Origin of the sequence: Caballeronia sp. LZ019 (genome assembly GCF_031450825.1) — a bacterium.
Classification (GTDB): domain Bacteria; phylum Pseudomonadota; class Gammaproteobacteria; order Burkholderiales; family Burkholderiaceae; genus Caballeronia.
In genome coordinates, this window is the sequence record NZ_JARTVZ010000005.1 from 221,934 (window position 1) to 247,609 (window position 25,676).

Below are 25,676 nucleotides of genomic sequence, written 5' to 3' on the forward strand. Positions count from 1 at the left end.
TAACGAGCCCGGGTGATTTTCAACCCACCGCCAGCCACTCACGCACCACCTCCTCCCGCCGCCCCAGTTCCGCGAGCGGCCCGTCGAACTGCACGGCGCCATGCCCCATCACCACGACGCGGGCATCGAGCATGCGCGCGATCGTCAGGCGCTCTTCGATCAGGAGCATCGCGACACCGCGCGAACGCAGCATCGCAAGCGCCGCCCCGAGTTGCTCGATCACACGCGGCGCAAGCCCTTCGGCGGGCTCGTCGATGACGATCAGCGACGGATCGCCCATCAGCGTGCGGGCAATGGCCAGCATCTGCTGCTCGCCGCCGGAAAGCGCGCCCGCCCTCACCGTCGCGCGTTCATGCAGGGAGGGAAAGAGCCGGTACGCATCGTCGAACGTGAAACGCGCGCCTCTCCTCTCCCCGAGCATGAGGTTCTCGCGCACGGTCAGCGTCGGAAACACATCGCGCGTCTCCGGCACATAACCGATACCCAGGCGCGCGATGCGAAACGCGCGCAAACCGACAAGCTGGACGCCGCGATAGCGCATGTCGCCCTCGCATCGCACGAGGCCCATGATCGCCTTCGCAAGCGTCGAGCGCCCCGAACCGTTGCGTCCGACAAGTGCGACCGCTTCGCCGTCGCCTATCGCAAGCTGTACGCCATGCAGCACTTGCGCCGCGCCGTACCATGCGCGCAGGCCGTCGATGCGCAGCAGTTCACTCATGGCGTCGCTCCGAGATACGCCTGCCTCACATCGCGATTCGCGCGGATCGCGGCGGGCGTATCGGATGCGATCACGCGTCCGCGCACCAGCACCGAGATGCGGTCCGCGAGTGCGAACACCGCGTCCATATCGTGTTCGACGACGAGCAGCGTGCGGCCTTCCGTCGTCGCGCGAATCAACGCGAGCGCGCGCGCGGCCTCGGCGCGGTTCATGCCGGCGGTCGGCTCGTCGAGCAGAATCAGCGGCGCATCGGTGGCGAGCGCGAGCCCCAGGTCCAGCGCGCGTTGCTCCGCATACGTGAGGCGCGCGGCGGGATGATCGGCGCGGGACGACAAGCCGATCGCATCGAGCATCGCGCGGGCGCGATCATCGATCGAACGCGAATGAAGCCAGCGATCCAGCAGACGCGACGATCCCGCGCCCAGCGCCGCGCAACGCAGATTGTCGAGCACCGACAGACCGCCGAACACGCTCGTCGTCTGGAAGCTGCGGGCGAGCATTCGGCTCACGCGATGCGGCGCGCGCCCCGTGATGTTGACGCCGCGCGCAATGATGCGTCCTTCGTCCGGCCGCGCACGTCCGGAGATCAGATCGAAGAGCGTCGACTTGCCCGCGCCGTTCGGGCCGATGATCGCGTGGCGCTCGCCCTGCGCGACGTGCAGATCGACGCCGCGCAATACAGCGGTTGCGCCGAAGCGCTTCACGACGCCGTGCATGTGCAGCGCCGCGGTCATCGTGCGGTCCTCCGTCGCGCGAGCCACACGGCCAGCATCGCGAGCGGCAGCGCGGCGAGCCACATCATGCGCGGCATGTGCTCGCGCCCATACAGCGTCTCGATCACGAGAACGGCCGCCACGCCCCACGGAAGCGCACTCAGCAGCCGAAGCGCGACCGTGCGTGCATCGCCTGCGAAGCAGCCGGCGACGCCATCCGGCGACGCCACGACCACCCACATGAAAAAGAGGCCCAGGTACATGGGCCAGGCGGCGGACACGCTCGCCACCGCGACGCTGAAGAAGGTCAGCAGCACCGCCCCGATCATCGGCCCGAAAAACGATCCCGTCCCGCCGATCACCGTCGCGACGAGCACGCCCGTCGAGCGAGCCAGCCCCACGCTTTCCGCCGATACCAGCTCGACACTGATCAGCGACAGCACGCCCGCGATGCCCGCGAAGAACGCCGACAGCACCAGCACGTGGAAGCGCACGCCGCGCGGCGCGAAGCCGATCGCCGCCGCGCGGGCCGGGTTGTCGCGCACGGCGTTGGCGAGACGGCACATCGGTGTGCGCGAGAACGCGAACATCGCCATCGACGACACCACGCACCAGCACGCGATCAGCGCATACGCCTGCGACAGCGGCCCGAACGTCCACCCGAGCAGCGATGTTCCGCTCGCGCGATCGATCGTCACGCCCGCCTCGCCGCCGAACCAGCAAGGCACGAGCCACACGCTCGCCGCGACGAGCTCGCCGATGCCGAGCGTGATCATCGCGAATGGCGTGCCGGCGCGTTGCGTCGAGATTGCGCCGATGGGCAATGCGACGAGCGCCGCCGCGCATCCCCCGACGAACGGCAACAACGGTAGCGGCACTCCGAACGCATTGAACGCGTGCGCGGCGGCGAACGCGCCGAGGCCCGCATAGACCGCATGGGCGAACGACAGCAGGCCCGTTTCGCCGAGCAGGATGTTGTATGAAAGCGCGAAGACGATAAGCGTCGCCGTCTGCGCGAGATACGCGAGCAGCCACGACTGATCGATGAGCAACGGCGGCAGCGCGAGCGCCGCAACGAGCGCAACGAACCTAAGCATCGCGCGTGCGCTCGCCGAGAAAGCCGTGCGGCCGCGCGGCCAGCATCGCGACGAGCAGCGCGTAGGGCAATACGGGCGCGAGCTGGGCGACGGTCAACGCGGCCCACGCGTCGGGCAAGCTCACGCCGAGCGATGCCGCGATACTGCCCGCCGACGCCGTCGATCCAACCGCGAACGTCTGCACGCAGCCGATCACGAGCGATGCCGCGAGCGCCCCCGCCAGCGATCCGATCCCGCCGATCACGACGACGACGAACACGATCGGCCCCATTGCATCGGCCATTGCGGGTTCAACCACGGCGAGCGGCGCGCCAATCACGCCCGCGAGCGCGGCCAGCGCGCAGCCGCCGGCGAAGACCGTCGTGAAAATTCGCGGCACGTCGTGCCCCAGCGTTTCGACGGTCGCCGGATGGGTCAATGCGGCACGCACGATCAGCCCCGTCTTGGAAGTCCGCAGCGCGACCGCGAGCGCGACGAGCGTCGCAACCGACAGCGTCATCATGAACACGCGATAGCGCGGGAACGCCGCGCCATAGAGCGTGAAGAGCGGGCCGTCGAGCAGATGCGGAACGGTCGCGGGCAACGGGCCGAGTCCCCAGATCAGCTTCACGCCCTCGCCGATGACCATCGCGGCGCCGAAGGTCAGCAACAGCTCGGCGAGAGCGCCGCGCGGATGCACGCGCCTCAGAAGCCATCGTTCGAAGACCGCGCCGAGCAGGCCGACGACGAGCGGCGCGAGCACGAGCGCGCCCCAGAATCCGGCATGGACCGCAAGCGCCTGCGCGACATACGCGCCCAGCATGTAGAAGCTCGCGTGCGCGAAGTTGAGCACGCCGAGCATCGAGAAGATCAGCGTGAGGCCCGCCGACAACATGAAAAGCAGCAGCCCGACGCTCACGCCGTTCAGCAGGCTGACGATGAACCACTGAAGCAAGACGAAGCCCTCAAGCGTTGACGAGCGGCTTCAACGCATCGACGAGCGGCGCGGGCAACGGCACCGGACGGCGCGTCTCGCGATCGACGTACACATGCACGAAATGCCCTTGCGCGGCCGCTTCATCGGAGTCTTCCGCGAAAATGGCGACTTCGTAGCGCACGCTCGTGTTGCCGAGCTTTTCCACCCGCAAGCCCGCGTCGATACGCTGCGGAAACACGACCGATGCGAAGAAGTTGCAGCGCGTCTCGACCACCAGGCCGATCGTCTCGCCCTCGGTGAAATCGAGCACGCCCGCGCGCAGCAGATACTCGTTCACGACCGTATCGAAGTAGCTGTAATAGACGACGTTGTTCACATGCCCGTAGACGTCGTTATCGGACCAGCGCGTGCTGATCGACAGAAAATGCGGATAGTCCGCCCGCGTGGTCCGAACCGGCTTGGTCATCGTTCAGAGCGACTCCGTCAGCATGCGCCGATAGTCCTCGGCGCTCGCCTCGCGCGGATTCGTCTTGTGACAGTGATCCGCGAGCGCGCCCTTCAGGACCTTGTCGAACATGGTCGCATCGACGCCCATTTGCGACAGACGCGTCGGCAGGCCGAGGCGCTCGGTCATGTCGTGCACGGCTTGCGCGACATCGGCGTCATCGGCGAGATTCATCACGCGGCGCATGCGTGCGAAGCGCCGCTCGGCCACCACCGTCGGCGCGCTTTCGTTGAAGCGCAGCACGGCGGGCAGCACGACCGCGTTGAGCGTGCCGTGATGCAGCGAGGTGCGCCCGTTCACCGCGAGACCGCCCAGCGGATGCGACAGCGAATGCACGCAGCCGAGGCCCTTTTGAAACGCCATCGCGCCCTGCATGGATGCCGACATCATGGCGAGACGCGCGTCGCGGTCCTGACCGTCGTGCGTCGCGCGCTCGATGTTCGCCCACGCACGCTCGAGGCCGTCGAGCGCGATGCCATCCGCGGGCGGATTGAACGCGGGCGCGAGAAACGTTTCGATGCAATGGGCGATCGCGTCCATGCCGGTTGCGGCGGTCAGGCCGGGCGGCAGGCCGAGCGTCAGCGCGGGATCGCAGATCGCCGACTTGGGCAGCAGATGCCACGAGTGAAAGCCGAGCTTGCGCCCGTCGTTCAGGATGATGATCGCGCCGCGCGCCACTTCGCTGCCCGTACCCGATGTGGTCGGCACCGCGATCAGCGGCGCGGCGCGCTCGGTGATCTTGCCGCTGCCGCCTTCGATCGTCGCGTAGGCCGTGAGCGGCTCGTCGTGCGTCGCGGCGATGGCCACGCCCTTCGCCAGATCGATCGACGATCCGCCGCCGACCGCGATCAGCCCGTCGCAGCCTTCGCGTCTGTATTGCTCAGCGGCCTGCAGGACCATCGCTTCGGTCGGATTCGAGGGGGTATCGTCGAACACGGGCAGCGCGCCGAGCTTCGCGCTTTCGACGACGCGCGCCGCCAGCCCCGCCGCCGCCACGCCCTTGTCCGTGATGACGAGCGGCCGCTTGATGCCGATGCGCTCGCATTCGCCTTGCAGCATCGCGAGCGAGTCATAGCCGAGATGAATGTGCGTCAGGTAGAAGATAAAGGCCATGGCGGACGACGATTCCAAACGCAGGGTGGATGGTGCGGCCATGTTAGGAGCCGCGCGGCGCGCGTGTCAATCGGGGATCGGCGCGGGACGGGGCAACGCGCGCTCAACGCGCGGCGAGCGCGCGCACTTCGTCGGTGAAACGCTCGACGGTCTCTTGCGCCGTATCCCACGCGCACATCAGACGGCAACCGCCCGAGCCGATGAACTGATAGAAGCGCCAGCCCTTCGCGCGCAATCCCGCCGAAACGTGCGGCGGCAGTTCCGCGAACACCGCGTTCGACTGCGGCTTGAAGAGCACGTTGACGCCGGGGATACCGGCGAGGCGCTCGGCCATCAGTTGCGCCATCGCGTTGGAATGGCGCGCGTTGCGCAACCAGACGTCGTCATCGAGCAAGCCGAGCCACGGTGCGGAGATGAAGCGCATCTTCGACGCGAGTTGCCCCGCCTGCTTCAGGCGATACGCGAAATCGGCGGCGAGCGCCTTGTCGAAGAACACGACCGCCTCGCCGACCGGCAAGCCGTTTTTCGTGCCGCCGAAGCACAGCACGTTGACGCCCGCGCGCCAGGTGATCTCCGAGGGATGCACGTTCAGTGTCGCCACCGCATTCGCGAACCGCGCGCCGTCCATGTGCACCTTCAGATGCCGGCGCTTCGCGATTGCCGCGATCGCGCGCACTTCCTCGACCGTATAGACCGTGCCGACCTCCGTCGCCTGCGTGAGCGCGACGACCTTCGGCTTCGGATAGTGAATATCGGCGCGCTTCGTGACGAGTTCTTCGATTGCGTCGGGCGTGAGCTTGCCGTTCTCGCCCTTCGCGGTCAGCAGTTTCGAGCCGCCGGAAAAGAACTCGGGGCCGCCGCATTCGTCCGTTTCGATATGCGCGAGCTCGTGGCAAATGACCGAGTGATACGACTGACACAGCGACGCGAGCGCGAGCGAATTAGCCGCCGTGCCGTTGAAGACGAAGAAGACTTCGCAGTCGGTCTGGAACAGCTCGCGGATGCGGTCGCAGACGCGCGCGGTCCAGGAATCGTCGCCATATGCGGGTTCGTGGCCGCTCGTGTTGGCCTCGATAGCGCGGCGAGCGCTTCGGGACAAATGCCGGCGTAGTTGTCGGAAGCGAAGTGCTGCGTGAGATGCGTGGGCGCTGTCATGGGATCGCTGTGATGGCTGTTGACTCAGGCGCATGGGTGAGGCTCGCGCCGGGAATTGCCGGCCATTCTAGCGGTTGGCGGCGCGGTCACGCTGCATGGGACCGCGCTGCCTGTCAGTGTTACTTCGCTGCCGGAGCGCTTGCCGCCGCGGCTTGCTGCGCCTTCTTCTCCTTCTTGTTCGCTTCGTGATGGCCGATCGCGCAGCCGCCGACCGCGCCCGCCGTGCCGTGCTTGCCGGCCACGTGACCCGCGACGCCGCCTACCGCCGCGCCTTCGAGGCAGCCCTTCGCTTGCGCCGCCCCGGTTGCGGTGATCATCGTGGCGGCGAGCAGCATCGATGCGATCTTGCGATTCATGGTTCATCTCCTTTCGTCGTTGGTGATGAAGCACGACTTGCACGCGATGTGCCTGACAAGCTGTAATGAAAACGGCCCGGTTGACGTAAGCCGACCGGGCCGCTTCATTGCGCTCGACGCTTGAGCGATGCTCAGAGCTGCTGCTGCACCCAGCCCGTCACGCCGGCGAGCGCCGCCGGCAGCTTCGACGGTTCCGTGCCGCCTGCTTGCGCCATGTCGGGACGTCCGCCGCCCTTGCCGCCCACTTGCTGCGCGACGAAGTTGACGAGTTCGCCCGCCTTCACCTTCTTCGATGCATCCGGCGTGACGCCCGCGATCAGGCTGACCTTGCCGCCGTTGACCGAAGCGAGCACGATAGCCGCGCTCTTCAGCTTGTCCTTCAGCTTGTTGACGGTTTCGCGCAGCGTCTTCACGTCGGCGCCCTCGAGTTGCGCGGCGAGAACCTGCACGCCGGCAATGTTGACGGCTTGGGAGACGAGTTCATCGCCCTGGCTCGACGCCAGCTTCGACTTGAGCGCGGACAGTTCCTTCTCCAGCGACTTCACGTGCTCCTGAACCTGCGCGATGCGCTGCGTCAGTTCGGCGGGCTGCGCCTTCAGCACGTTCGCGGCGGCGTTGATGCGCGCGTCGAGTTCCTGCACGTAGCGCACGGCGTTGTCGCCGGTGATGGCTTCGACGCGGCGAATGCCCGCCGCCACGCCGCCTTCCATCACGATCTTGAAGAAGCCGATGTCGCCGGTGCGCTGCACATGCGTGCCGCCGCACAGTTCGCGCGAGAAGCCGAGGTCGAGCACGCGCACAATGTCGCCGTACTTCTCGCCGAAGAGCGCCATTGCGCCGCCCTTCACCGCTTCGTCGTAGGGCATCACGCGAACCACGCCCGGCGCATTCGCGATGATTTCCGCATTGACGATTTCCTCGACGCGGCGAATTTCGTCGTCCGTCATCGGCGCGTTGTGCGCGAAGTCGAAGCGGGTCTTGTCGGCATCGACGAGCGAGCCTTTTTGCTGCACGTGGCCGCCGAGCACTTCGCGCAGCGCCTTGTGCATCAGGTGCGTGGCCGAGTGATTGCGCGCGGTGCGGGCGCGGCGGATGGCGTCGATCTGCGCCTTCACGACGTCGCCGACCTTGAGCGTGCCTTGAGCGACCGTGCCGTGATGGCCGACGACATCGGCTTGCACCTTCAGCGTGTCGGCGACTTCGAAGCGCGTCGCGGCATTGACGAGCACGCCCTGATCGCCCGCCTGACCGCCGGATTCCGCGTAAAACGGCGTGTGATCCAGCACGACGACCGCTTGTTGTCCTGCTTCCGCCTGCTGAACCGATGCGCCTTCGACATAAATCGCGACGATCTTCGCGTCGTCGAAAATGTCCTTCTCGTAACCGTGGAACGTGGTCTTCGCGCCGGAGTATTCCAGCCCCGCCGCGAGCTTGAACTTGCCGGCCGCGCGAGCCTGGTCGCGCTGGCGGGCCATCGCGTCGTCGAACGCGGGTTCGTTGACGGTGACGCCGCGCTCGCGGCACACGTCCGCTGTCAGGTCGAGCGGGAAGCCGTACGTGTCGTGCAGCTTGAACGCGAGTTCGCCGTCCAGTTGCTTCACGCCCTGCTTCTCGAGTTCAGCGAGTTCGCCTTCGAGGATCGACATGCCGTGCTCGATCGTCTCGAAGAAGCGCTCTTCTTCCTGACGGAGCACATCGGTGACGCGCTGCTGGGCGTCCGTCAGTTCGGGATACGCCGCGCCCATTTCAGCGACGAGGTCCGCCACGAGCTTGTGGAAGAACGCGCCCTTCTTGCCGAGCTTGTAGCCGTGGCGGATCGCGCGGCGCACGATACGGCGCAGCACATAGCCGCGGCCTTCGTTGCCGGGGATCACGCCGTTGACGATCAGGAACGAGCACGCGCGGATATGGTCGGCGATGACCTTGAGCGAGTTGTTTTTGAAGTCGGGGGTATTCGTTTCGCGCGCGGCGGCCTTGATGAGCGTCTGGAACAGATCGATCTCGTAGTTGCTGTGCACGTGCTGCAGCACTGCCGCGAGGCGTTCGAGACCCATGCCGGTATCGACGCACTGCTTGGGCAGCGGCGTCATGTTGCCCTGGGCGTCGCGGTTGAACTGCATGAACACGAGATTCCAGATCTCGATGAAGCGGTCGCCGTCTTCTTCGGGAGACCCCGGCGGGCCGCCCCAGATTTCCGGGCCGTGGTCGTAAAACACTTCGGAGCACGGACCGCACGGGCCGGTGTCGGCCATCTGCCAGAAGTTGTCGGAGGCGTAGCGCGCGCCCTTGTTGTCGCCGATACGGATGATGCGCTCGACCGGCACGCCGATTTCCTTCGCCCAGATGTCGAAGGCTTCGTCGTCTTCCTGATAAACGGTGACGGTGAGCTTTTCGGCCGGCAGCATGTAGACCTTCGTCAACAGCTCCCAGCAATAATGGATGGCGTCGCGCTTAAAGTAGTCGCCGAACGAGAAGTTGCCGAGCATCTCGAAGAACGTGTGATGACGCGCGGTGTAGCCGACGTTCTCGAGGTCGTTGTGCTTGCCGCCCGCACGCACGCTGCGCTGCGCGGTGGTCGCGCGCGAATAGGGCCGCGACTCCGCGCCGAGGAACACGTCCTTGAACTGGACCATGCCCGAGTTGGTGAAAAGCAGCGTCGGGTCGTTGCCCGGCACGAGGCTCGACGAGCGGACGATCGTGTGACCCTTCGATTCGAAAAACTTCAGGAATTTCTCGCGTATTTCGGCGGCTTTCATGGCGTACGGGGCTTTTTGCGTTCTGCTGGTTTTCTGACGAAGCCTTTCCGGAGGCCGTATCGGGGCCTTTCGGCAAGACTAAAAGTAAGTTTTTGATTATACGGGATCGGCCCGTCGCCACCGCGCCCGGCGACGCTGCTGCGTTAAGCTTGCACCTGGCCCGTTCGAGGAACGTCGAGCCTTCAAAAAACCGGAGACAAAGCCTGTGGGAGCCCTAAGCCACATCCGCGTACTGGACCTGACCCGCGTGCTGGCGGGTCCGTGGTGCGCCCAGACGCTGAGCGACCTCGGCGCGGACGTCATCAAGATCGAGCGGCCGCAAGCCGGCGACGACACCCGCCACTGGGGTCCGCCGTACCTGAAGACCCCCGATGGCGACGACACCCGCGAAGCCGCGTATTACCTCGCGGCGAACCGCAACAAGCGTTCGGTGACGGTTGACATCGCCACGCCGCAGGGGCAGCAGATCGTCCGCGAACTGGCTGCGCACAGCGATGTCGTGCTCGAGAACTACAAGGTGGGTCAACTGAAGAAGTACGGGCTCGACTACGAGTCGCTCAAGCGCGTGAAGCCGGACATCGTCTATTGCTCGGTGACGGGCTTCGGGCAGACCGGGCCGTATGCGCAGCGGGCGGGCTATGACTTCATCATCCAGGGCATCGGCGGATTCATGAGCATCACCGGCGAGCGCGACGGCCAGCCGGGCGGCGGGCCGCAGAAAGCCGGCGTCGCGATTGCGGACCTGATGACCGGCATGTATGCGACGGTCGGCGTGCTCGCGGCGCTCGCGCATCGCGACCGGACGGGCGAAGGGCAATACATCGATATGGCGCTGCTCGATGTGCAGGTCGCGATGCTCGCCAACATGAACACGAACTTTCTGGCGAGCGGCAAGCCGCCGGTGCGCTGGGGCAACGCGCATCCGAACATCGTGCCGTATCAGACGTTTCAGGCGAGCGATGGATGGATCATCGTCGCCGTGGGCAACGATGGCCAGTTCCGCAAGTTCGTGGAAGCCGGCGGACGGGCCGAACTCGCCGACGATGCGCGCTTCGCGGCGAATCCGTCGCGCGTGCGCAATCGCGATGCGCTCGTGCCGATCCTTGCGGACATGGTCCGCACGCGCGGCAAGCACGAATGGCTCGCGGCGCTGGAAGCGGCGGGCGTGCCTTGCGGGCCGATCAACGATCTCGGCGAAGTGTTCGACGATCCGCAGGTGATCGCGCGTGAGATGCAGATCGATTTGCCGCATCCGGAAGCGGGCGCGGTGAAGCTCGTCGCGAATCCGATCAAGATGAGCGCGACGCCGCCCGAAGCGCGCACGCATCCGCCGATGCTCGGAGAACACACGGTCAGCGTGCTTTCCGGCGTGCTGGGGTATGACGAGGGGCGGATCGCGCAGTTGCGGGAGGGGAAGGTGATTTGAGGCTTTGGAAGATGCGCTGGCGTTGCTGGATGCCGGAGCGCATCGATATCGCGCGACTTACCGCGTCCCCGCCCCGATCAGCCCGCCCGCCGCCGCTCCGGCGATAGTCCCCACGGGCCCGCCCGTCAGCACATAGCCGAGCGCGCCGCCCGCGCCCGCGCCGATAGCCGCGTGGGCCTGCTGGCGCGACAATCCCGAGCACGCTGCGAGGCTCGAAACGAGGGCGGCCGCAGCCGCGAGCTTCATGGTCGTAGTGGCGATCTTCTTCATGGTCGAATCCTTCTGTTGTCGTTGTGATGTCTTGTGTCCTGCGCCCGGCCCTTCATAAGCCGCCGGAATCGCACGTGGCGAGGCGATCATAAAATTTCCCGAACGCCGCCCACAAGCCGATTTACGTCCCGTTACCGTCGTTACGATCGACGCGTGCACCCTCCCGCAGCCGACGCCGCAAGCAAGCCCGGCACGGTTGCGTAAGGTAGAATCGTCCCGATATTCAACGCATTCGAACGCGTTCCGGCCGCGAGGAACGTTTCCCGAACCGATTCCCCACGCAGCAACACGTTGGCACTCTTTTTCGCATGAACACCGATCGCAACGACGCCCCGGCGCCATCCAATTTCATCCGCAACATCATCGAAGACGACAACCGCTCCGGCAAATGGGCGCAGCGCGTCGAAACGCGCTTTCCGCCCGAGCCGAACGGCTATCTGCACATCGGCCATGCGAAGAGCATCTGCGTGAACTTCGGACTGGCCGCGGACTACGGCGGCGTCTGCCATCTGCGTTTCGACGACACGAATCCCGAAAAGGAAAGCGTCGAATACGTCGATTCCATCATCGATGCCGTCAAGTGGCTCGGCTTCGACTGGAACAAGGACGGCCGCGAGCACAAGTACTTCGCGAGCGACTACTACGACAAGCTGTACGAATTCGCCGAGAAGCTCATCGAAAAAGGCCAGGCCTACGTTGACAGCCAGAGCGCGGAAGAAATGCGCGCGACGCGCGGCTCGGCCACCGAAGCCGGCATCAACTCGCCGTATCGCAACCGCACGCCCGAAGAGAATCTCGATCTCTTCCGCCGCATGAAGGCCGGCGAGTTCAAGGAAGGCGAACACGTGCTGCGCGCGAAGATCGACATGGCGTCGCCCAACTTCAACATGCGCGATCCGGTGATCTACCGCATCCGCTTCGCGCATCACTACCGCACGGGCGACAAGTGGTGCATTTACCCGATGTACGACTACGCGCACTGCGTATCGGATGCGCTCGAAAACATCACGCATTCGCTCTGTACGCTCGAATTCGAAGATCATCGCCCGCTCTACGACTGGTTCCTCGCGCAACTCGCGAATGACGGCGTGTTCGTGCGTCCGTTGCCGCAGCAAATCGAGTTCTCGCGGCTCAACCTTACCTACGCGATCACCAGCAAGCGCAAGCTGCTGCAGCTCGTGCAGGAGAACCACGTCGAAGGCTGGGACGATCCGCGCATGCCGACCATCGTCGGCGTGCGGCGGCGCGGCTTCACGCCCGAAAGCATCCGGCTGATGGTGGAGCGTGTCGGCGTGACGAAGGTCGATTCGTGGATCGACATGAGCATCCTCGAAGGCGCGCTGCGCGACGATCTCGACGAGAAAGCGCCGCGCGCCATCGCCGTGCTCGACCCGCTCAAGCTCATCATCGATAACTATCCGGAAGGCCAGACCGACGAGTGCAGCGCGCCGGTGCATCCGCATCACGCGGATCGCGGCACCCGCACGTTCCCGTTCTCGCGCGAGCTGTGGATCGAGCGTGAAGACTTCCAGGAAACGCCGCCGAAGGGCTACTTCCGCCTCTTTCCCGGCAACAAGGTGCGCCTGAAATACGGCTTCGTCGTCGAATGCACCGGCGCGGACAAGGACGAAAACGGCAACGTGATCGCCGTCCACTGCAACTACTTTCCGGACAGCAAATCGGGCACCGAAGGCGCCAACGCGTACAAGGTCAAGGGCACGATCCACTGGGTCAGCGCGGCCACGGCCTATGCCGCCGAAGTGCGCATCTATGACCGCCTGTTCAAGGAGCCGCAGCCCGGCGCGGGCGGCGCGGAGTTTCTGGATGCGCTCAACCCCGAATCGAAGCGCGTCGTGAACGCGTATCTCGAACCGAGCGCCCGCGAGGCGCTGCCCGAGGACCGCTTCCAGTTCGAGCGGCACGGCTATTTCGTCGCGGATCGCGTGGATTCGCAGCCGGGCAAGCCGGTGTTCAACCGCATCGTCAGCCTGCGCGACAGCTGGGGCAAGCCGGCCTGAGGACCTGACACCGGCCGCATCGCCGGAAGGACGCCGCACGGCCATGCGGCGTCCGCTCGCTGCAACGAAGTCGAGCAAGACCCCGCCGCTTCAAACGAGGAACATCATGAAGCTGCCGCATCACCCGTTGCTAACGCATCGCATTTCGTGGGCAATCGCAACCGCCCTCTCGTTCGCGACGCTTCCCGTTCATGCCGCCACCGCTGCGGAGATTTCATCGGCGCAGGCGCTCGTCGATCAGATGCCGCCATCGGCCACGCTGCGCAAGATTGCCGAGAACGGGGCGATCGTGCTGGGCGCGCGCGAATCGTCGATTCCGTTCTCCTACATGGTGAAGCAGCAGCCGACGGGCTACTCATATGCGATCGCGCTCAAGGTGGTTGACGAGGTCAAGCAGCGGCTCAAGATGCCGAATCTCGCAGTGAAGCACGTGGTCGTCACGTCCGCGAACCGCATCTCCTACGTGGTCAACAATCAGGTCGATCTCGAATGCGGCTCGACCGCGCATCTCGCGGAACGCGATCCGCTCGTCGCGTTCTCGAACAGCTTCTTTCAGTACGGCATCCGCATGGCGGTGAAACGCAAGTCGGGCATTCGCGATTACGCCGATCTCGCCGGCAAGACCGTCGCGACGACCGCGGGCACGTCCGATGAGCGCATCCTTCGGCAAATGACGATGGACCGGAAACTCAACCTGCGCATCATCAGCGCGCGCGATCACGCCGAAGGTTTCGCGGCGCTCAAGCACGATCGCGCCGTTGCGTTCGTGATGGACGATCCGCTGCTTTACGGGCAGATCGCCGAGCAGGGCGCGGCGCGCCACGAATACGCGGTGACGGGCGAATCGCTTGCGAACGAAGCGTATGGCTGCATGATGCGCAAGGGCGATCCCGTGTTCAAGCGCATCGTCGATGACGTGATTGCCCACATGCAGCGCTCCGGCGAAGCCACGAAGCTCTACGAAGCGTGGTTCATGCAGCCGATTCCGCCGGCCGGCATCAACCTGCAATTCCCGATGTCGGCGGAGATGAAGGCGCTCTTCGCCAACCCGAACGACCGCACGATCGACTGAACCGCCGCGCGCGAGACCGGTTCAGTCGAGCGCTTCGTTCAGCTCGGCAAGCGATAGCGTGGTCTGAAAGAGCCGCGCAAGGCTGCGGCTCGCGAAGCGGTTGACGTCGGCGGGGCTCACCCAGCGGTACGCGTCCATTTCCGGGATCATCGTGCCGTCGCCATAACGCGGGAAATACGATTCGCACACGCACTTCGCGAGATCGACTTCGTCGTCGTTCACGCGCACGGCGAACAGATGCAGGTCCTTGTCGCGCCGATAGACGAAGCGGCCCAGATCCTTAAGATGCGTGAGCCGTTCCGGTGACAGCACGATGCCCGTCTCCTCGACGAGTTCGCGCAACGCGGCGTCACGCGGGCTCTCGCGGGGATCGGCCTGGCCCTTCGGCACGTCCCAATGCGTGGTTTCGGTGGCGTGGCACAGCAGGACATCGCCGTGTGCGTTCAGCATGACCACGCCGCACGATACGGTGCGGCCGGTCATCGCGTCAGGGCTTCCGTCGTGGTCATTGCTTCTTCAGCTTCCACTTGCCGTCGGCCTGCTTGCAGGTCGTCGGCGTCCAGGTCTGCGTCTGCCCCTTCGCGTGCGCGACGAGCGTGATCTTGCGGCATTGCAGGCCGTCCGCTTCGAAGGTCTCGTGCGGCGTCACCGTGCCGTTGATCGGCACCGGATTGCCCGCGCCCTCGTTGTTCCAGTCGAGCGATTCGCCGTCCTTCTTGGTGTCGAGCGCAACCTGCGCGGCCTTGTTGAGGGCCTGCAGATCGCGCTGCTTCATGTAGGTGATCGGCGTGTTGTTCAGAAAGCCCAGGTTGGCGGCGAATGCACCTGCGCTCGATACAGCGAGCGCGGCGGCCGCGATCGTCCGGATGCAGGCTTGAGCAAGCGCTCGATGATGAATCGGCATGAAAGAATCTCCTCGTTGCGGAATCGTCCGGCGGGCGGGCCGCAGGAACGCAACGAGGATAGCATGAGGCGCTTTCGCGTCAGGCCCCGGGCGTCTCAGTCGGCAGCGGCCCTCATGTCCTGCACCGCCGTGCCCTTTTGCGAGTCCTTGTCTTTCGCGGGATCGTAGCCGTCGGTGAGCGTGCCGAGGAACGCGACGACATCCCTGATCTCGGCATCGTCGAGTGCGGGTTTGTCGCCACGCTTGCGATCGAACGGCGGCTCCGTATTGATGTTGTCCCAATAGCGGCGCGGCAGGTCGTCGAACTTCCGCACGACGCCCTTCTTCGATACGGGATAGAACCTCTCGGGATTCGTATCGCGCTGCGCGTAGAAGCGCACGACGTCGTCGAGCGAATGATAGATGCCGTTATGGAAGAACGTCTTGCGTGTCGCGACGTTGCGCAGCGACGGCGTGCGGAAGAGGCCGCAGAACTCGTCGCGTCCCTTCAGGTCCGTGCGCTCGGGACCGCAGGCGCCGAGATCGTGGAACCGCTGATCCTGGTTGACCGGCAACGCGCGATTGCGCGGCACGCCGATCGCGATCAGCCCGAAGTCGCTGAACTGCGGCGGTGAGCCGTCCTTCGCGCGCTGGCCGATATGGCACGCCGCGCAGTTGCCCTTCTTCTCGTCGTTGAAAAGCTGCAGCCCGTGCAACTCGGCATCGTTGAGCTTCGCGCGGCCGGCGAGGAACGCATCGTATTTGCTCGTGTAGGGAAAGAAGTTCTGCGGCGTCTGTTCGAATGCTTCGAGCGATGCGAGCACGGCCGCGAACGTCTTGTCGCTGCTATCGAGGACATTCGGGCCGAACGCCCGACGGAAATCGTCCGCATAAGCCGATGCCTTCACCGCCTGCGCCACCTTCGCGGGCGTGCTGCCCATCTCGAACGACGACAGCAACGGGATGCGCGCCTGATCCGACCCGTGATCGACGCGGCCATCCCACGTGAGGCCGCCGGTCGGGCCGGCATCGACGCTTTCGTCGCCTTCGTCGTCCGAGTCGTGGAAATGCTCGCTGAACTGCGGCACCGATTGCAGATACCTGAGCGACGGCACTGCCCGAAAGCCGGACCGATGCAGGTCGCTGCCGCCGAGTTGCACGGACAGCGCATTGGGCGGGCCGAACGCATGGCCCGGACTATGACACGACGCACACGCGAGCTTGCCCGACCCCGACAACGCGGGATCGGAGAACAGCTTCTCGCCGATCGACGACATCATCTTCACATGCGCGAAGACTTCGGCGCGCGATTGCGCTTGCGTCGGCGGGTTCGTTGCTGCATTGGCCTCTCGCGAATCGCACCCGCTCAATGCCGCGGACAAGGCACCGAGCGTGATGGCGCACACAACGAACGAAGAACGCATCGAAGGCATGGACGTGATGACGGTAATCGAAGATGCCGCAGCGTATGTCGTTCGTGTTTCCTTTATGTGACAAGCCACGCTTGCGTCATATCGGCGAACTGTCAAGCGAACATTACATCGCCGAAAGCGCCTTTACATACCGGCGTAAAAGAGCGGCGGCACACTGCGCACGCCGGCGGGCAAATGCTTCGTCGATACGACGGACTCACGTCATGCGCCGGCTCCCCAACACAAGAGAGAGCCTAATGAACAAGAAACTCGTTTGCGCGGCGCCGATCGCCTCGGCGCTGGCATTCGGACTGTACGCATGCGGCGGCGACGGTCATCGCAGCGACGACATCGGATCGGTGAAGAACGTCGTCGTGATTTATGCGGAGAACCGCAGCTTCGACAATCTCTATGGCGGCTTTCCCGGCGCGAATGGCTTGCAGAACGTGACGGCCGCGAGCGCGCAACAGTTGGATCGCGACGGCAGCGTGTTGCCGACCTTGCCGAAGATCTGGTCGGGCCTGACCGCGACGGGCGTGACGCCCGCGATCGGCGAAGCGATGACGGCCAATCTGCCGAACGCGCCCTTCGCGATCGACGATCCGAACGGCTTCAACACGCCGCTTTCCGTCACGACGCGCGACCTGTATCACCGCTTCTACGAGAACCAGATGCAGATCGATGGCGGCAAGAACGACAAGTTCGCCGCATGGGCCGATTCCGGCGGCCTCGTGATGGGCCACTACAGCACGCCGCCTGCGAAGCTGCCGCTGTGGAAGGTCGCGCAACAATACACGCTCGCCGACAACTTCTTCATGGGCGCGTTCGGCGGCTCGTTCCTGAATCACCAGTGGCTCGTCTGCGCCTGCACGCCGACGTATCCGAACGCCGACAAGAGCGTGGCGAAGGGCTCGATCTCGGTCGTCAATGCGGATGGCGTATCGCTGACGCTCGCATCGAATAGTCCGGCGTCGGCGCTCGGCGGCGCACCGAAGTACGTGAACTCGGGCAACCTCACGCCCGATTTCTACGCGGTCAACACGATGCAGCCGCCGTACCAGCCGAGCGGCAACGCGCCGGCATCGGGCGGCGATGCGACGCTCGCCGATCCGTCCGCCGCGACGACGCTGCCGCCGCAGACATCGACGCACATTGGCGACCTGCTCAACAAAGCGGGCGTGAGCTGGGCGTGGTATGGCGGCTCATGGGGCGCGGCGCTGGCGAACCGCTCGGTCATCGGCGGTGCGCCGAATACGGTGCCGAACTTTCAGACGCATCATCAGCCGTTCAACTACTTTGCCGATCTCGCGCCGGGTACGGCCAATCGCGCGCAGCACCTGCTCGATGGCGGCACGAACGGCGCCGAGTTCATCAAGGCGATCGACGCGGGCACGCTGCCGCAAGTGTCGTTCTACAAGCCGCAGGGCAACCTGAACGAGCACGCCGGTTATACGGATGTGGCATCGGGCGATCAGCACATCGCGGATCTCATCACGCACCTGCAGAACAGTCCGCAGTGGAAGAACATGGTCGTGATCGTGACGTACGATGAAAACGGCGGCTTCTGGGATCACGTCGCGCCGCCGAAGGGCGATCGCTGGGGCCCGGGTACACGCATTCCGGCGCTGATCGTGTCGCCGTATGCGAAGAAGGGATTCGTCGATCATACGCAGTACGATACGACGTCGATCCTGCGGTTCATCACGAAGCGCTATTCGCTGCCGACGCTGCCGGGCATCGCCGCCCGCGACGCGGCGCTGACCGCGAACGGCGGCAAGCCGATGGGCGATCTGACGAACGCGCTCGACTTCGCACAGTAAGTTGTCTTGCCGATGCAGCGGGCCGCTATCTCTGAGTGCGGCCCGCTTCGCTTTTGGCGCGTGCTTTCAGCGCACGAGATGGCTCGCGAAGAAGTCGTCGAGGATATCGGTCATCTGCCATACGGGACAAGGCCGTCGGCAATGGCCGTCGTAGCCCGCTTCCCGCAGATGCGCGAGCGGTTCTTCGGGCAGGAAGCCGCTCATCGCGATGATGAGGCGGTCGGCGTCGTCGTGGCTGTTGCGCAGATCGCGCACGAGCGCATAGTTGCCGCAGCCGCCGATGCGCGTATCGACGAACACCGCATGCGGACGCCATTCACCGATGCTGCGCTTGAGCGATGACGCGTCCGGGGCGTATTGCGACGGGAAGCCCTTGAGGTCGAAGAGCGAGACGAGCGATTCGCCGAGCGCGCGTTCGGTGAGAGCGACGAGCACGCGACGCGAATCGGCAGCCATGCGCAGCCGCTTGCGATTCCATAGCGCGCTTTGGGACGAACTCGTTTCGTATGCCCGATTGTTCAAGATCGCCCTCGTTCGACGGTGCGGACGGTGCATGGCGCTTCATCGCGATGCATGGGTGCACCGGGGTGGATCGGTATTGCGAGTTGCGGGGGTGTGTGGGAAGGGTGTGGCAGGAAGCGGGCCAGTGGTTGCCGGATGACTGCTTGTCGCGGTGCTCCGTCGCCGGCCAATCTACCGGATGAACCAGGTCGAACGAACACTGCCGCTCACCGCCGGGTAAGCGCATGCCCAGTTCATGCAGCGATGCCATCCATCCGGCGTGTAGTTCATCGTTGCCCGACGCGGCGCTGCGGTTTTGAACACTCAACGACAGGCTCATAGCGAAGCCTCGCGCGGCCTGTCGATTGACCGCGCCTTGCACTTCCGTCGCGATAGACCGTGCAAGCCATAGCTAGTGCGTGTCCTCGTTGAAGACGAGCGCCGCAGTCGGGCCGCGTGTCACTAGATCCAGTGTGAATGGCGCAACGTGTGGCGCAAGCGTAACGCGCCCATCGCAGCTCTTACCATTCAGCATGGACCTCTAGCGAATCGAACTCGATCAGAAGGTCCGCACCAATTGAAGCACTAACCGAGGCGATGGCCTTCGGTGGTTTGTCCCGCCCCCACGGATATGAACTGTCCAAACTCGAGCGAGCCTGCTGGAATTCCCGAGAACTGAAATCGGAAAGCACTTCGACCGAATAGATGATGTTCTGGATCAGAAAGTCGGTAAGCAGGCAACGCGTCGCTCCTTTGAATACGATCCGTGCGCGATCCTTCCGGTTGTCGAACATCACTTTTAGTTCGACAACTGCCTGGAACATGTCGGCGGATACTCCGCATAAGTACCAGTCATGAAAGGAGTGATACCGGGCGATAGGACTTGAATCGAATTGCATGTCAGGGGTTCCAGGGACTGAACGGCACAACATCGTCACCACCGTCTCTTACACCGCTGTTCCAGTTATGAGCGTGTGGACGAAGACCATTATGTACATGGTCGAAATCAAGGTCGATCACTGGCGCGCCGGCATCGCCGTACAAGCGCATCTGTCCGCTGCCAGGATTCGTGTACCAGGTTCCCGCATCCCCGACATTAGGCGTCTTTGTCAGCTGCGAGGCAATCTGGAATGCACCGCCGTCCGCCGAGCCGGAGGGATACTCGAACGGCTGCGCGTCATCAAGTGCTGCGGGGGCTGGCGCGTCGAATGCCATACGGACATTCTGCGGCACGCGTGGCGTCTTGCCGTACATCCGCTGTGCGCAAGGCCGAGGATCGAGCCGTTCGGTTCGCGCGACGGGCGCGGGCCGCTCCCGTCGGCGTTTCTGCATCGCCTCGACGCAGGCGCGCAAGTCGTCACGCTTCGGCACGAACACCAATCGACCCTTCTTGATCTCGTCACAGACGGCCTGAATAATGTGCCGCTTTTCGCTCCATACCCATTCCGGGAACGATTCATCGGAGCGCGCAAGTATCGAACGAAACGCATCGTCCTCGCACGTCAGCAAAAGCATCTCTATGCCTTCGAGAAATGCAACCCGAGCAATCTTCATCGCCTGAGTGATGTCCTCGACCTCATCAGCGGTGATCTCCGTGAAATGCCGATCCGTGCCAAATGCATAATGACGCGCCGGATCGAACATGCCGGGATGCTGGACGCTCAGATGGAGTGACTGGTTCAGGCTCGGCCAGAACAGCGGCAGGTACACCGGGTTGTCATGGTAGCCGCCATAGTAGGGACCAAGGTGAAACACTCGCCGCATCTCCATCGGTTGTTCTGTACTTGAACAACATAGTGATTCGAATAGCGACGCGGCGCCAGTGAGTTATTCCGAAAGTCGAATGCCCTTCACGACGAAGATTCGTGTACCGATTGCTCCCGGTCGGGTTACACAATGAACGCCCGCGCCCGTTTCAATCGGGGCTGTAAAAAGCCGGTCTGAATGGATGCGGAATCGGCTTTCCGGCGTCAACGAATGAGTAAGACCGAGGGAAGAACCGGCGGCAGTATCGCCCGTAAGAATCGCCATTTGAATAGCGAGCCGGCGGTTTGCAACAAACAGGACGATGGCATGAAGCCAAGAAGTGAAGAGAGCCACGGCGCAAGACACCGCAACGCTTGCTGATATTGGCCCGCCCTACACGATTCGAACGTGTGACCTACGGCTTAGAAGGCCGAACAAGTGCGTATTGACCGGCGTTGATGAAGATTTCCAAAAAGCCGTCAAACCCCTGCGAACCGGCACGTAGAGCGATTTCGGTTACATTAGGCCGTTGATTCAAGTTGACAGGAATTGCCATAGTCGGGTTACATGGCGGTTACATGGAAACTCATGTAACCCGACCAACCGATGGGATACGCAATGGCGAAGGTCAATTTCACGGCGGTGCGAGTCAGCGGGCATAGCTGCCCCACTGGCAAGTCTCAGGCGTTTCTTTGGGACCGTGGCGCATCTGGTCTTGGCCTGCGCGCCACAGCGGCAGGCGCTCGCACCTATATCTGGCAAGGCAAGCTGAACGGCGGCACGGTGCGCGTTTCGATTGGCGACCCGAAGGATTGGGGCATCGACGCCGCACGGGACGAAGCACGCCGCCTGAAACGCCTTGTTGATTCTGGCAAGGACCCCCGCGAGGATGCCGCCGAGCAGCGCGCCGCCGCCGAGCAACGCCGTATCGAAGCGCGCCGAAAGGACGTGACGGTGAGCGAGGCTTGGACCGAGTTTCTCATCGCGAACAAAAGCAAATGGAGCGAGCGCCATCACTCCGACCATGAGAAGTTAGCCCACGCGGGCGGCGAGCTTAAGAAGCGCGGAAAAGGGGTGACGGTCGCGGGACCGCTGGCCGCATTGATGCCGCTGAAGCTGTCTCACTTGACTGCGGATTGCGTCTCCGAATGGTTGGAAACTGAAGCCCAGACGCGCCCGACGAACGCCGAACAAAGTTACCGCAAGCTGCGCGCGTTCATCCGCTGGTGCGACGACAAGCCGACATACGCGGGACTGATTGCACCGAACGCATACAACGCCCGCGCCGTGCGCAACGCCGTGCCCCGCACCAATGCAAAAGACGACTGCCTGCAACGCGAACAGCTACAAGCATGGTTCACCGCCGTCCTTAAGATCGGCAACCCGGTCATATGTGCCTACTTGCAGTCGCTGTTATTGACCGGCGCGCGGCGCGAGGAACTGGCCGCGCTTCGTTGGGATGATGTGGATTTCAGATGGCGCTCGCTGTCGATTGCCGACAAGGTAGAAGGTTCGCGCGTCATTCCCTTGACGCCGTACACGGCATCTCTGCTGCGCGAATTGAAGCGGCTGAACGATACGCCGCCGAACGTGCGTGCCCTCGCAAAAATGACAGCAGAAGGCAAAGAGTGGAAACCATCCGACTGGGTTTTCTCCAGTCCCCGCGCCGCGGATGGAAAGCTTGCCGAACCACGCATTGCTCACAACAAGGCTCTGGCCGCCGCCGGACTGCCTCATGTGAGCCTCCACGGCCTGCGCCGCTCTTTCGGCACGTTGTCCGAATGGGTGGAATGTCCTGTTGGAGTAGTAGCGCAGCTTCAAGGGCACCGTCCGTCCGCGATTGCCGAGAAACATTACCGCCGCCGCCCGCTCGATTTGCTGCGTGTATGGCACGACCGCATCGAAGCGTGGATGCTCGAACAGGCCGGTATCGAATTCGCTCTTTCGCAAGACGAGCGCGTGCTGAAGCTGTGACCGCCGCCTGACGATCTCAAGCTGCGCATAGCTCACCCTACCAACCGCGGCATCCTGCATCCCAGAGTGGGCGGTGCCGATTTCATTTGATGCAACGTATGAAGCCTAGTGTCGTCGTGAACCTCGGAAAGAATGAACGGTGCATCACCGTGGGTGAGTTGGTCAACCGGATTGCGAATTCCTCCCTGCCAAAAAACACGCGGGACGACTCGAAGGAACCACCCAACCGGTATATATCGCGCTACATCGCCGATCTCGACCGCGAGCGCGAACGGCACGCAAGCGTTTCAGTGAAGACACTTGCGCGTATTGCAGAAATCGTTGGCACACCCGCTGACCTCGACACACCTTTGGAACTGAGCGTCCTAGCGAGCTACGAGTGTCGCCATGATGATGTCGTGTTCATCCAGGCCAAGCGATACGAGGGCCATAAAACCTTGTATGAACAGGCGCTGGAGAAAGCGGTGAGCGAGTATGAGCACATAGAGCATGGCGGCGTTGCAGGCGCTAACGAGGCGCAGGACAGCCCGGCAGACATGGAGACGACGGCCACCGGTACTCCCCCTGACGCTGCATCCGATGACGTTGCAAGCGCAACCGATGTGGAGACGGGCGACCGAGCCGCGCCCCTGAAAATCGGAGTGAACGATAAAGCATCGGTGCATGCGTATATCGCACGGCGCGCGCGGGAGATATACGCCGCTGGCGAGCTTTTGACCGGGACTGCGATTTCGAAATTCATCGCGTCCGAAATGCAAGAAAAAGGCTACCGGAGCGAGCGCGGCGGCTACCTTTCCCCGGACACTGTCTATAAGGCCATTCCGGATGGCATGACAGGCGGACGGGCGAAAAACGGGCGAAATGCCCGGAAAATTGAATCGGTGCGCTGAATCAACGCTACGCCGATTCACTGCGCCGATTCAAAATAGCGGCGAAACCCAAGCCAGACATGGCTTTGCGGGCGGCGCGTTGATTGATTGATAGGCGTATAGCCCGATTCTGAAATTGAGTCTGTTCTAACGACAGATGAGGTTTCAGATGCACATGACTAATTCTTTGATGCAGCGCGGAGACTTGCCCTCAGTCCTGCCCACGGACGAAGCCGCCGCCGCAATCAACCGCAAGCCGCAAACCCTCCGCAAGTGGGCCTGTCTCGAAAACGGCCCCATTCGCCCCGTCCGCATCAACGGTCGTTTAGCGTGGAAGGTTTCCGACCTGCAAGCGCTGTTGAACGGTGGTGCTAATGGCTAAGCATCGCAATCCCGACGAGCGCCAAGGCGAGATGTTTGGCAATCCCGCCGCTTCCGCTGTCTGGCCGAGTCCGCACACGGTGACCTACGTTCTTCTGGTCATTCTGCTGCGCGGCGAGCGCGTCTCTCAGCCGGATTTCAAAGCCTCCTGGCGTCTGGCCGCTGAAGCTCACCGCCTGCGCGAACTTGGCTGGCCGGTGATTTCGGAGCCGGTTTCGCACGCGGGTACGAAGCGTCCGATTGCGCGCTATCGCCTGTCGCCAACGGCCATTGCAGCGGCGCGCATGTCGCAGGGAGGGGCGACGTGAGCATTCGCGCCATGAACCTTGTCTCCGACCGCTTCCCTGATGGCGGTAGCGACCTGCTCTGCATGCTGTTGCTTGCGGACTGGTGCGCCGACGACGGGAGCAGCCTGTACCCGTCTATCGCCCTTCTCGCCGCAAAGATGCGCGTCAGCGAAAGCCAAGCGCGCCGCGTACTGCACGGTCTTATTGGCCGGGATTACGTCGCGGTTGTGGGAAACCCCTTCGGCGGCGCGCCGGGTACGACGCGCCAGTATCGCCTCAATGTCACGAAGCTCAGCAAGCTCCCAGTGCTAGCCAAGATTGCGCAGCATTTCGAGCGTTCCGCCACATATCGCGAGCGTCCGCGCGCTGACGACAACTCGCTTTCGCCGAGCATCGAGACGGCTTGTATGGATGACACCCCTAGCGCGGATGCGACCCCTTGCATGGATGCGCGAGACGGGTCGCATGGATGCGCGGGACGGCTAGCACCCATGCGCGAGACGGCTAGCATGGGTGACACCCTATCCACCATGAACCATCAGTTAACCATCAAGGAACCGTTAGGGACGCGCAAAACCAAGTCGCCCAAGGGCGACGATGCGCGCAAAGCGTTCGTTGGAGTCGATGAGCTTGTCGCTGAAGGCGTGGACCGCCAGCATGCAATCGACTGGCTTGCCGTGCGCAAGCAGAAGCGCTTGCCGCTCACGCGTACGGCCTGGAAAGGGACGCGCGAAGAAGCGCAGAAGGCGGGCATCACACCCGCGCAGGCGGTCGCAATCTCGGCCCGCAAAGGGTGGGCGGGCTTCGAGGCAGGTTTTGTCGCGAAGAACGCCCGCACCGCACCCGCTACCGATCGCTCGCAAAAGTTTGACCCCGTCGCTCACATCAACCGCAACCGCCTTCAATCCAATGACGAACTCGATTTTATTGACGTCTAACCACAGCGCGTGGCACGAGATTCACCCTAAGCTTGGAGTCTCGCTGATGGACCATTTGTTCAACCGCCTCGACGGCATGTATCCGAATCGCTGGCGCGCCGCGTTCTCCAACGAGTACGCAATCGCGAACTGGCGCGACGCGTGGGCTGAAGCGTTCGATGAAGAGGGAGTCACCACGCCGATGATTTCAGACGCACTCCGCGCCTGCCGCAAGGCATACGACTGGCCGCCGTCGCTTGCTGAGTTCCTGAAGGTCTGCAAGCCTGCTATCGATGTTGACGCGGCGCTGCACGAAGCCGTCGAGCAAATACACGCTCGTCAGCACGGCAAAGACCAGTGGTCGCACCCTGCAATCTTTTGGGCGGCGGCGAAGGTCGGCGAATTCGACATGCTCGCGCAGACCTTCGCGGCGCTCAAACCGCGCTTCGAAAGCGCGCTGAAGAAGGTTCTCGAACGCGGAAACGTTCAGCCTGTGCCCACGCGCGTACCTGCGCTGCAAGGGCCGAGCGCTGTCGAATCGACGCGCGAGTTCGGACGCCAGCGCCTTGACGAATTGGGTGCATCCCAAGTCATAAAAAATGTCTCCAATGGCGGAAACCTCAAATGGGCATACCGCATCATCGCGGACGAGAACGCGGCGGGAAAGGTTCCGTTGAGCAAGCTGACCATCGCTCGTCAGGCGGTCTTTAACGTGACGGGCAAGCAGCACTAGCCAGAGAATCGCCGGAACCGCAGCAAATGGCGTCCTGG

The 25,676-nt window shown here is 63.6% G+C and carries 25 protein-coding genes and 1 pseudogene; 10 read left to right on the plus strand and 16 right to left on the minus strand.

Annotated features, from left to right (window positions below; all coding sequences use genetic code 11):
• Window positions 1-19: 19 nt before the first annotated feature.
• The 9 genes and pseudogenes from P9255_RS14395 to alaS all read right to left on the minus strand — a co-directional run bounded on the left by P9255_RS14395 (window position 20) and on the right by alaS (window position 9,329).
• Window positions 20-718, minus strand: a complete 699-nt coding sequence (locus P9255_RS14395; protein ID WP_309789906.1) for an ABC transporter ATP-binding protein — start codon at window positions 716-718, stop codon at window positions 20-22.
• Entirely contained in the window at window positions 715-1,452 is a 738-nt protein-coding gene (locus P9255_RS14400; protein ID WP_309789907.1) for an ABC transporter ATP-binding protein, read from the minus strand. The genes P9255_RS14395 and P9255_RS14400 overlap by 4 nt, the downstream gene beginning before the upstream one ends.
• On the minus strand, window positions 1,449-2,528 hold the full coding sequence (locus P9255_RS14405) for a branched-chain amino acid ABC transporter permease (protein ID WP_309789908.1): 1,080 nt from the start codon (window positions 2,526-2,528) through the stop codon (window positions 1,449-1,451). The genes P9255_RS14400 and P9255_RS14405 overlap by 4 nt, the downstream gene beginning before the upstream one ends.
• On the minus strand, window positions 2,521-3,402 hold the full coding sequence (locus tag P9255_RS14410; RefSeq protein ID WP_309790754.1) for a branched-chain amino acid ABC transporter permease: 882 nt from the start codon (window positions 3,400-3,402) through the stop codon (window positions 2,521-2,523). The genes P9255_RS14405 and P9255_RS14410 overlap by 8 nt, the downstream gene beginning before the upstream one ends.
• 70 nt (window positions 3,403-3,472) lie before the next feature.
• Window positions 3,473-3,910, minus strand: coding sequence for a thioesterase family protein (locus tag P9255_RS14415; RefSeq protein ID WP_309789909.1), 438 nt, complete (start codon window positions 3,908-3,910; stop codon window positions 3,473-3,475).
• A 3-nt stretch (window positions 3,911-3,913) separates the two neighbouring features.
• The gene (locus P9255_RS14420) at window positions 3,914-5,062 is read right to left on the minus strand and encodes an iron-containing alcohol dehydrogenase (RefSeq protein WP_309790755.1); all 1,149 of its coding nucleotides are present in this window, start codon (window positions 5,060-5,062) and stop codon (window positions 3,914-3,916) included.
• Between the two features lie 103 nt (window positions 5,063-5,165).
• Window positions 5,166-6,217, minus strand: a pseudogene (locus P9255_RS14425) (threonine aldolase family protein).
• A gap of 119 nt (window positions 6,218-6,336) precedes the next feature.
• On the minus strand, window positions 6,337-6,573 hold the full coding sequence (locus P9255_RS14430; protein WP_309764458.1) for a hypothetical protein: 237 nt from the start codon (window positions 6,571-6,573) through the stop codon (window positions 6,337-6,339).
• A gap of 131 nt (window positions 6,574-6,704) precedes the next feature.
• Entirely contained in the window at window positions 6,705-9,329 is a 2,625-nt protein-coding gene (gene alaS, locus P9255_RS14435) for an alanine--tRNA ligase (RefSeq protein WP_309789910.1), read from the minus strand.
• A 205-nt stretch (window positions 9,330-9,534) separates the two neighbouring features.
• Here alaS and P9255_RS14440 point away from each other — a divergent pair, with 205 nt between their 5' ends.
• Entirely contained in the window at window positions 9,535-10,755 is a 1,221-nt protein-coding gene (locus P9255_RS14440; protein ID WP_309789911.1) for a CaiB/BaiF CoA-transferase family protein, read from the plus strand.
• A gap of 57 nt (window positions 10,756-10,812) precedes the next feature.
• Here the strand turns inward: P9255_RS14440 and P9255_RS14445 are convergent, their stop codons facing one another.
• On the minus strand, window positions 10,813-11,025 hold the full coding sequence (locus P9255_RS14445; RefSeq protein WP_309789912.1) for an ornithine carbamoyltransferase: 213 nt from the start codon (window positions 11,023-11,025) through the stop codon (window positions 10,813-10,815).
• 308 nt (window positions 11,026-11,333) lie between these two features.
• On the opposite strand from P9255_RS14445, the gene P9255_RS14450 reads away from it, so the two are divergent.
• Window positions 11,334-13,043 (plus strand): glutamine--tRNA ligase/YqeY domain fusion protein, encoded by a 1,710-nt coding sequence (locus tag P9255_RS14450; protein ID WP_309789915.1) that lies wholly within the window; start codon window positions 11,334-11,336, stop codon window positions 13,041-13,043.
• Window positions 13,044-13,149: 106 nt separating this feature from the next.
• Window positions 13,150-14,115, plus strand: coding sequence for a transporter substrate-binding domain-containing protein (locus P9255_RS14455; protein WP_309789916.1), 966 nt, complete (start codon window positions 13,150-13,152; stop codon window positions 14,113-14,115).
• A gap of 21 nt (window positions 14,116-14,136) precedes the next feature.
• Here P9255_RS14455 and P9255_RS14460 read toward each other — a convergent pair whose 3' ends face one another.
• The 3 genes from P9255_RS14460 to P9255_RS14470 all read right to left on the minus strand — a co-directional run bounded on the left by P9255_RS14460 (window position 14,137) and on the right by P9255_RS14470 (window position 16,431).
• Window positions 14,137-14,598 (minus strand): NUDIX hydrolase, encoded by a 462-nt coding sequence (locus P9255_RS14460; RefSeq protein WP_309789917.1) that lies wholly within the window; start codon window positions 14,596-14,598, stop codon window positions 14,137-14,139.
• A 22-nt stretch (window positions 14,599-14,620) separates the two neighbouring features.
• Window positions 14,621-15,019 carry an RT0821/Lpp0805 family surface protein gene (locus P9255_RS14465; protein WP_309764452.1) on the minus strand — a complete coding sequence of 133 codons (399 nt, stop codon included), beginning with the start codon at window positions 15,017-15,019 and terminating at the stop codon, window positions 14,621-14,623.
• 95 nt (window positions 15,020-15,114) lie between these two features.
• The gene (locus P9255_RS14470) at window positions 15,115-16,431 is read right to left on the minus strand and encodes a cytochrome c peroxidase (protein WP_309789919.1); all 1,317 of its coding nucleotides are present in this window, start codon (window positions 16,429-16,431) and stop codon (window positions 15,115-15,117) included.
• Window positions 16,432-16,667: 236 nt separating this feature from the next.
• Between P9255_RS14470 and P9255_RS14475 the strand changes: the two genes are divergently transcribed.
• Window positions 16,668-18,230: an acid phosphatase gene (locus tag P9255_RS14475; protein ID WP_309789920.1), complete on the plus strand. Its 1,563-nt coding sequence runs from the start codon at window positions 16,668-16,670 to the stop codon at window positions 18,228-18,230.
• 66 nt (window positions 18,231-18,296) lie between these two features.
• Here P9255_RS14475 and P9255_RS14480 read toward each other — a convergent pair whose 3' ends face one another.
• The 3 genes from P9255_RS14480 to P9255_RS14490 form a co-directional block, all read right to left on the minus strand.
• Window positions 18,297-18,752 carry a hypothetical protein gene (locus P9255_RS14480; RefSeq protein ID WP_309789921.1) on the minus strand — a complete coding sequence of 152 codons (456 nt, stop codon included), beginning with the start codon at window positions 18,750-18,752 and terminating at the stop codon, window positions 18,297-18,299.
• 500 nt (window positions 18,753-19,252) lie between these two features.
• On the minus strand, window positions 19,253-19,630 hold the full coding sequence (locus P9255_RS14485) for a hypothetical protein (protein WP_309789922.1): 378 nt from the start codon (window positions 19,628-19,630) through the stop codon (window positions 19,253-19,255).
• 1 nt (window position 19,631) lies between these two features.
• Complete coding sequence (locus P9255_RS14490) at window positions 19,632-20,486, minus strand: hypothetical protein (RefSeq protein ID WP_309789923.1); 855 nt, start codon at window positions 20,484-20,486, stop codon at window positions 19,632-19,634.
• 609 nt (window positions 20,487-21,095) lie between these two features.
• On the opposite strand from P9255_RS14490, the gene P9255_RS14495 reads away from it, so the two are divergent.
• From P9255_RS14495 to P9255_RS14520, 6 genes are all read left to right on the plus strand, one after another.
• Window positions 21,096-22,451, plus strand: a complete 1,356-nt coding sequence (locus P9255_RS14495) for an integrase family protein (RefSeq protein ID WP_309789924.1) — start codon at window positions 21,096-21,098, stop codon at window positions 22,449-22,451.
• Window positions 22,452-22,540: 89 nt separating this feature from the next.
• Window positions 22,541-23,341: a hypothetical protein gene (locus tag P9255_RS14500; RefSeq protein ID WP_309789925.1), complete on the plus strand. Its 801-nt coding sequence runs from the start codon at window positions 22,541-22,543 to the stop codon at window positions 23,339-23,341.
• 148 nt (window positions 23,342-23,489) lie between these two features.
• Window positions 23,490-23,702 carry a DNA-binding protein gene (locus P9255_RS14505; RefSeq protein ID WP_404980338.1) on the plus strand — a complete coding sequence of 71 codons (213 nt, stop codon included), beginning with the start codon at window positions 23,490-23,492 and terminating at the stop codon, window positions 23,700-23,702.
• Window positions 23,695-24,009 carry a hypothetical protein gene (locus P9255_RS14510; RefSeq protein ID WP_309789927.1) on the plus strand — a complete coding sequence of 105 codons (315 nt, stop codon included), beginning with the start codon at window positions 23,695-23,697 and terminating at the stop codon, window positions 24,007-24,009. The genes P9255_RS14505 and P9255_RS14510 overlap by 8 nt, the downstream gene beginning before the upstream one ends.
• On the plus strand, window positions 24,006-24,926 hold the full coding sequence (locus P9255_RS14515; protein WP_309789928.1) for a hypothetical protein: 921 nt from the start codon (window positions 24,006-24,008) through the stop codon (window positions 24,924-24,926). Before P9255_RS14510 ends, P9255_RS14515 begins: the two co-directional genes overlap by 4 nt.
• The gene (locus tag P9255_RS14520; protein ID WP_309789929.1) at window positions 24,856-25,638 is read left to right on the plus strand and encodes a replication protein P; all 783 of its coding nucleotides are present in this window, start codon (window positions 24,856-24,858) and stop codon (window positions 25,636-25,638) included. The genes P9255_RS14515 and P9255_RS14520 overlap by 71 nt, the downstream gene beginning before the upstream one ends.
• Window positions 25,639-25,676: the final 38 nt, after the last annotated feature.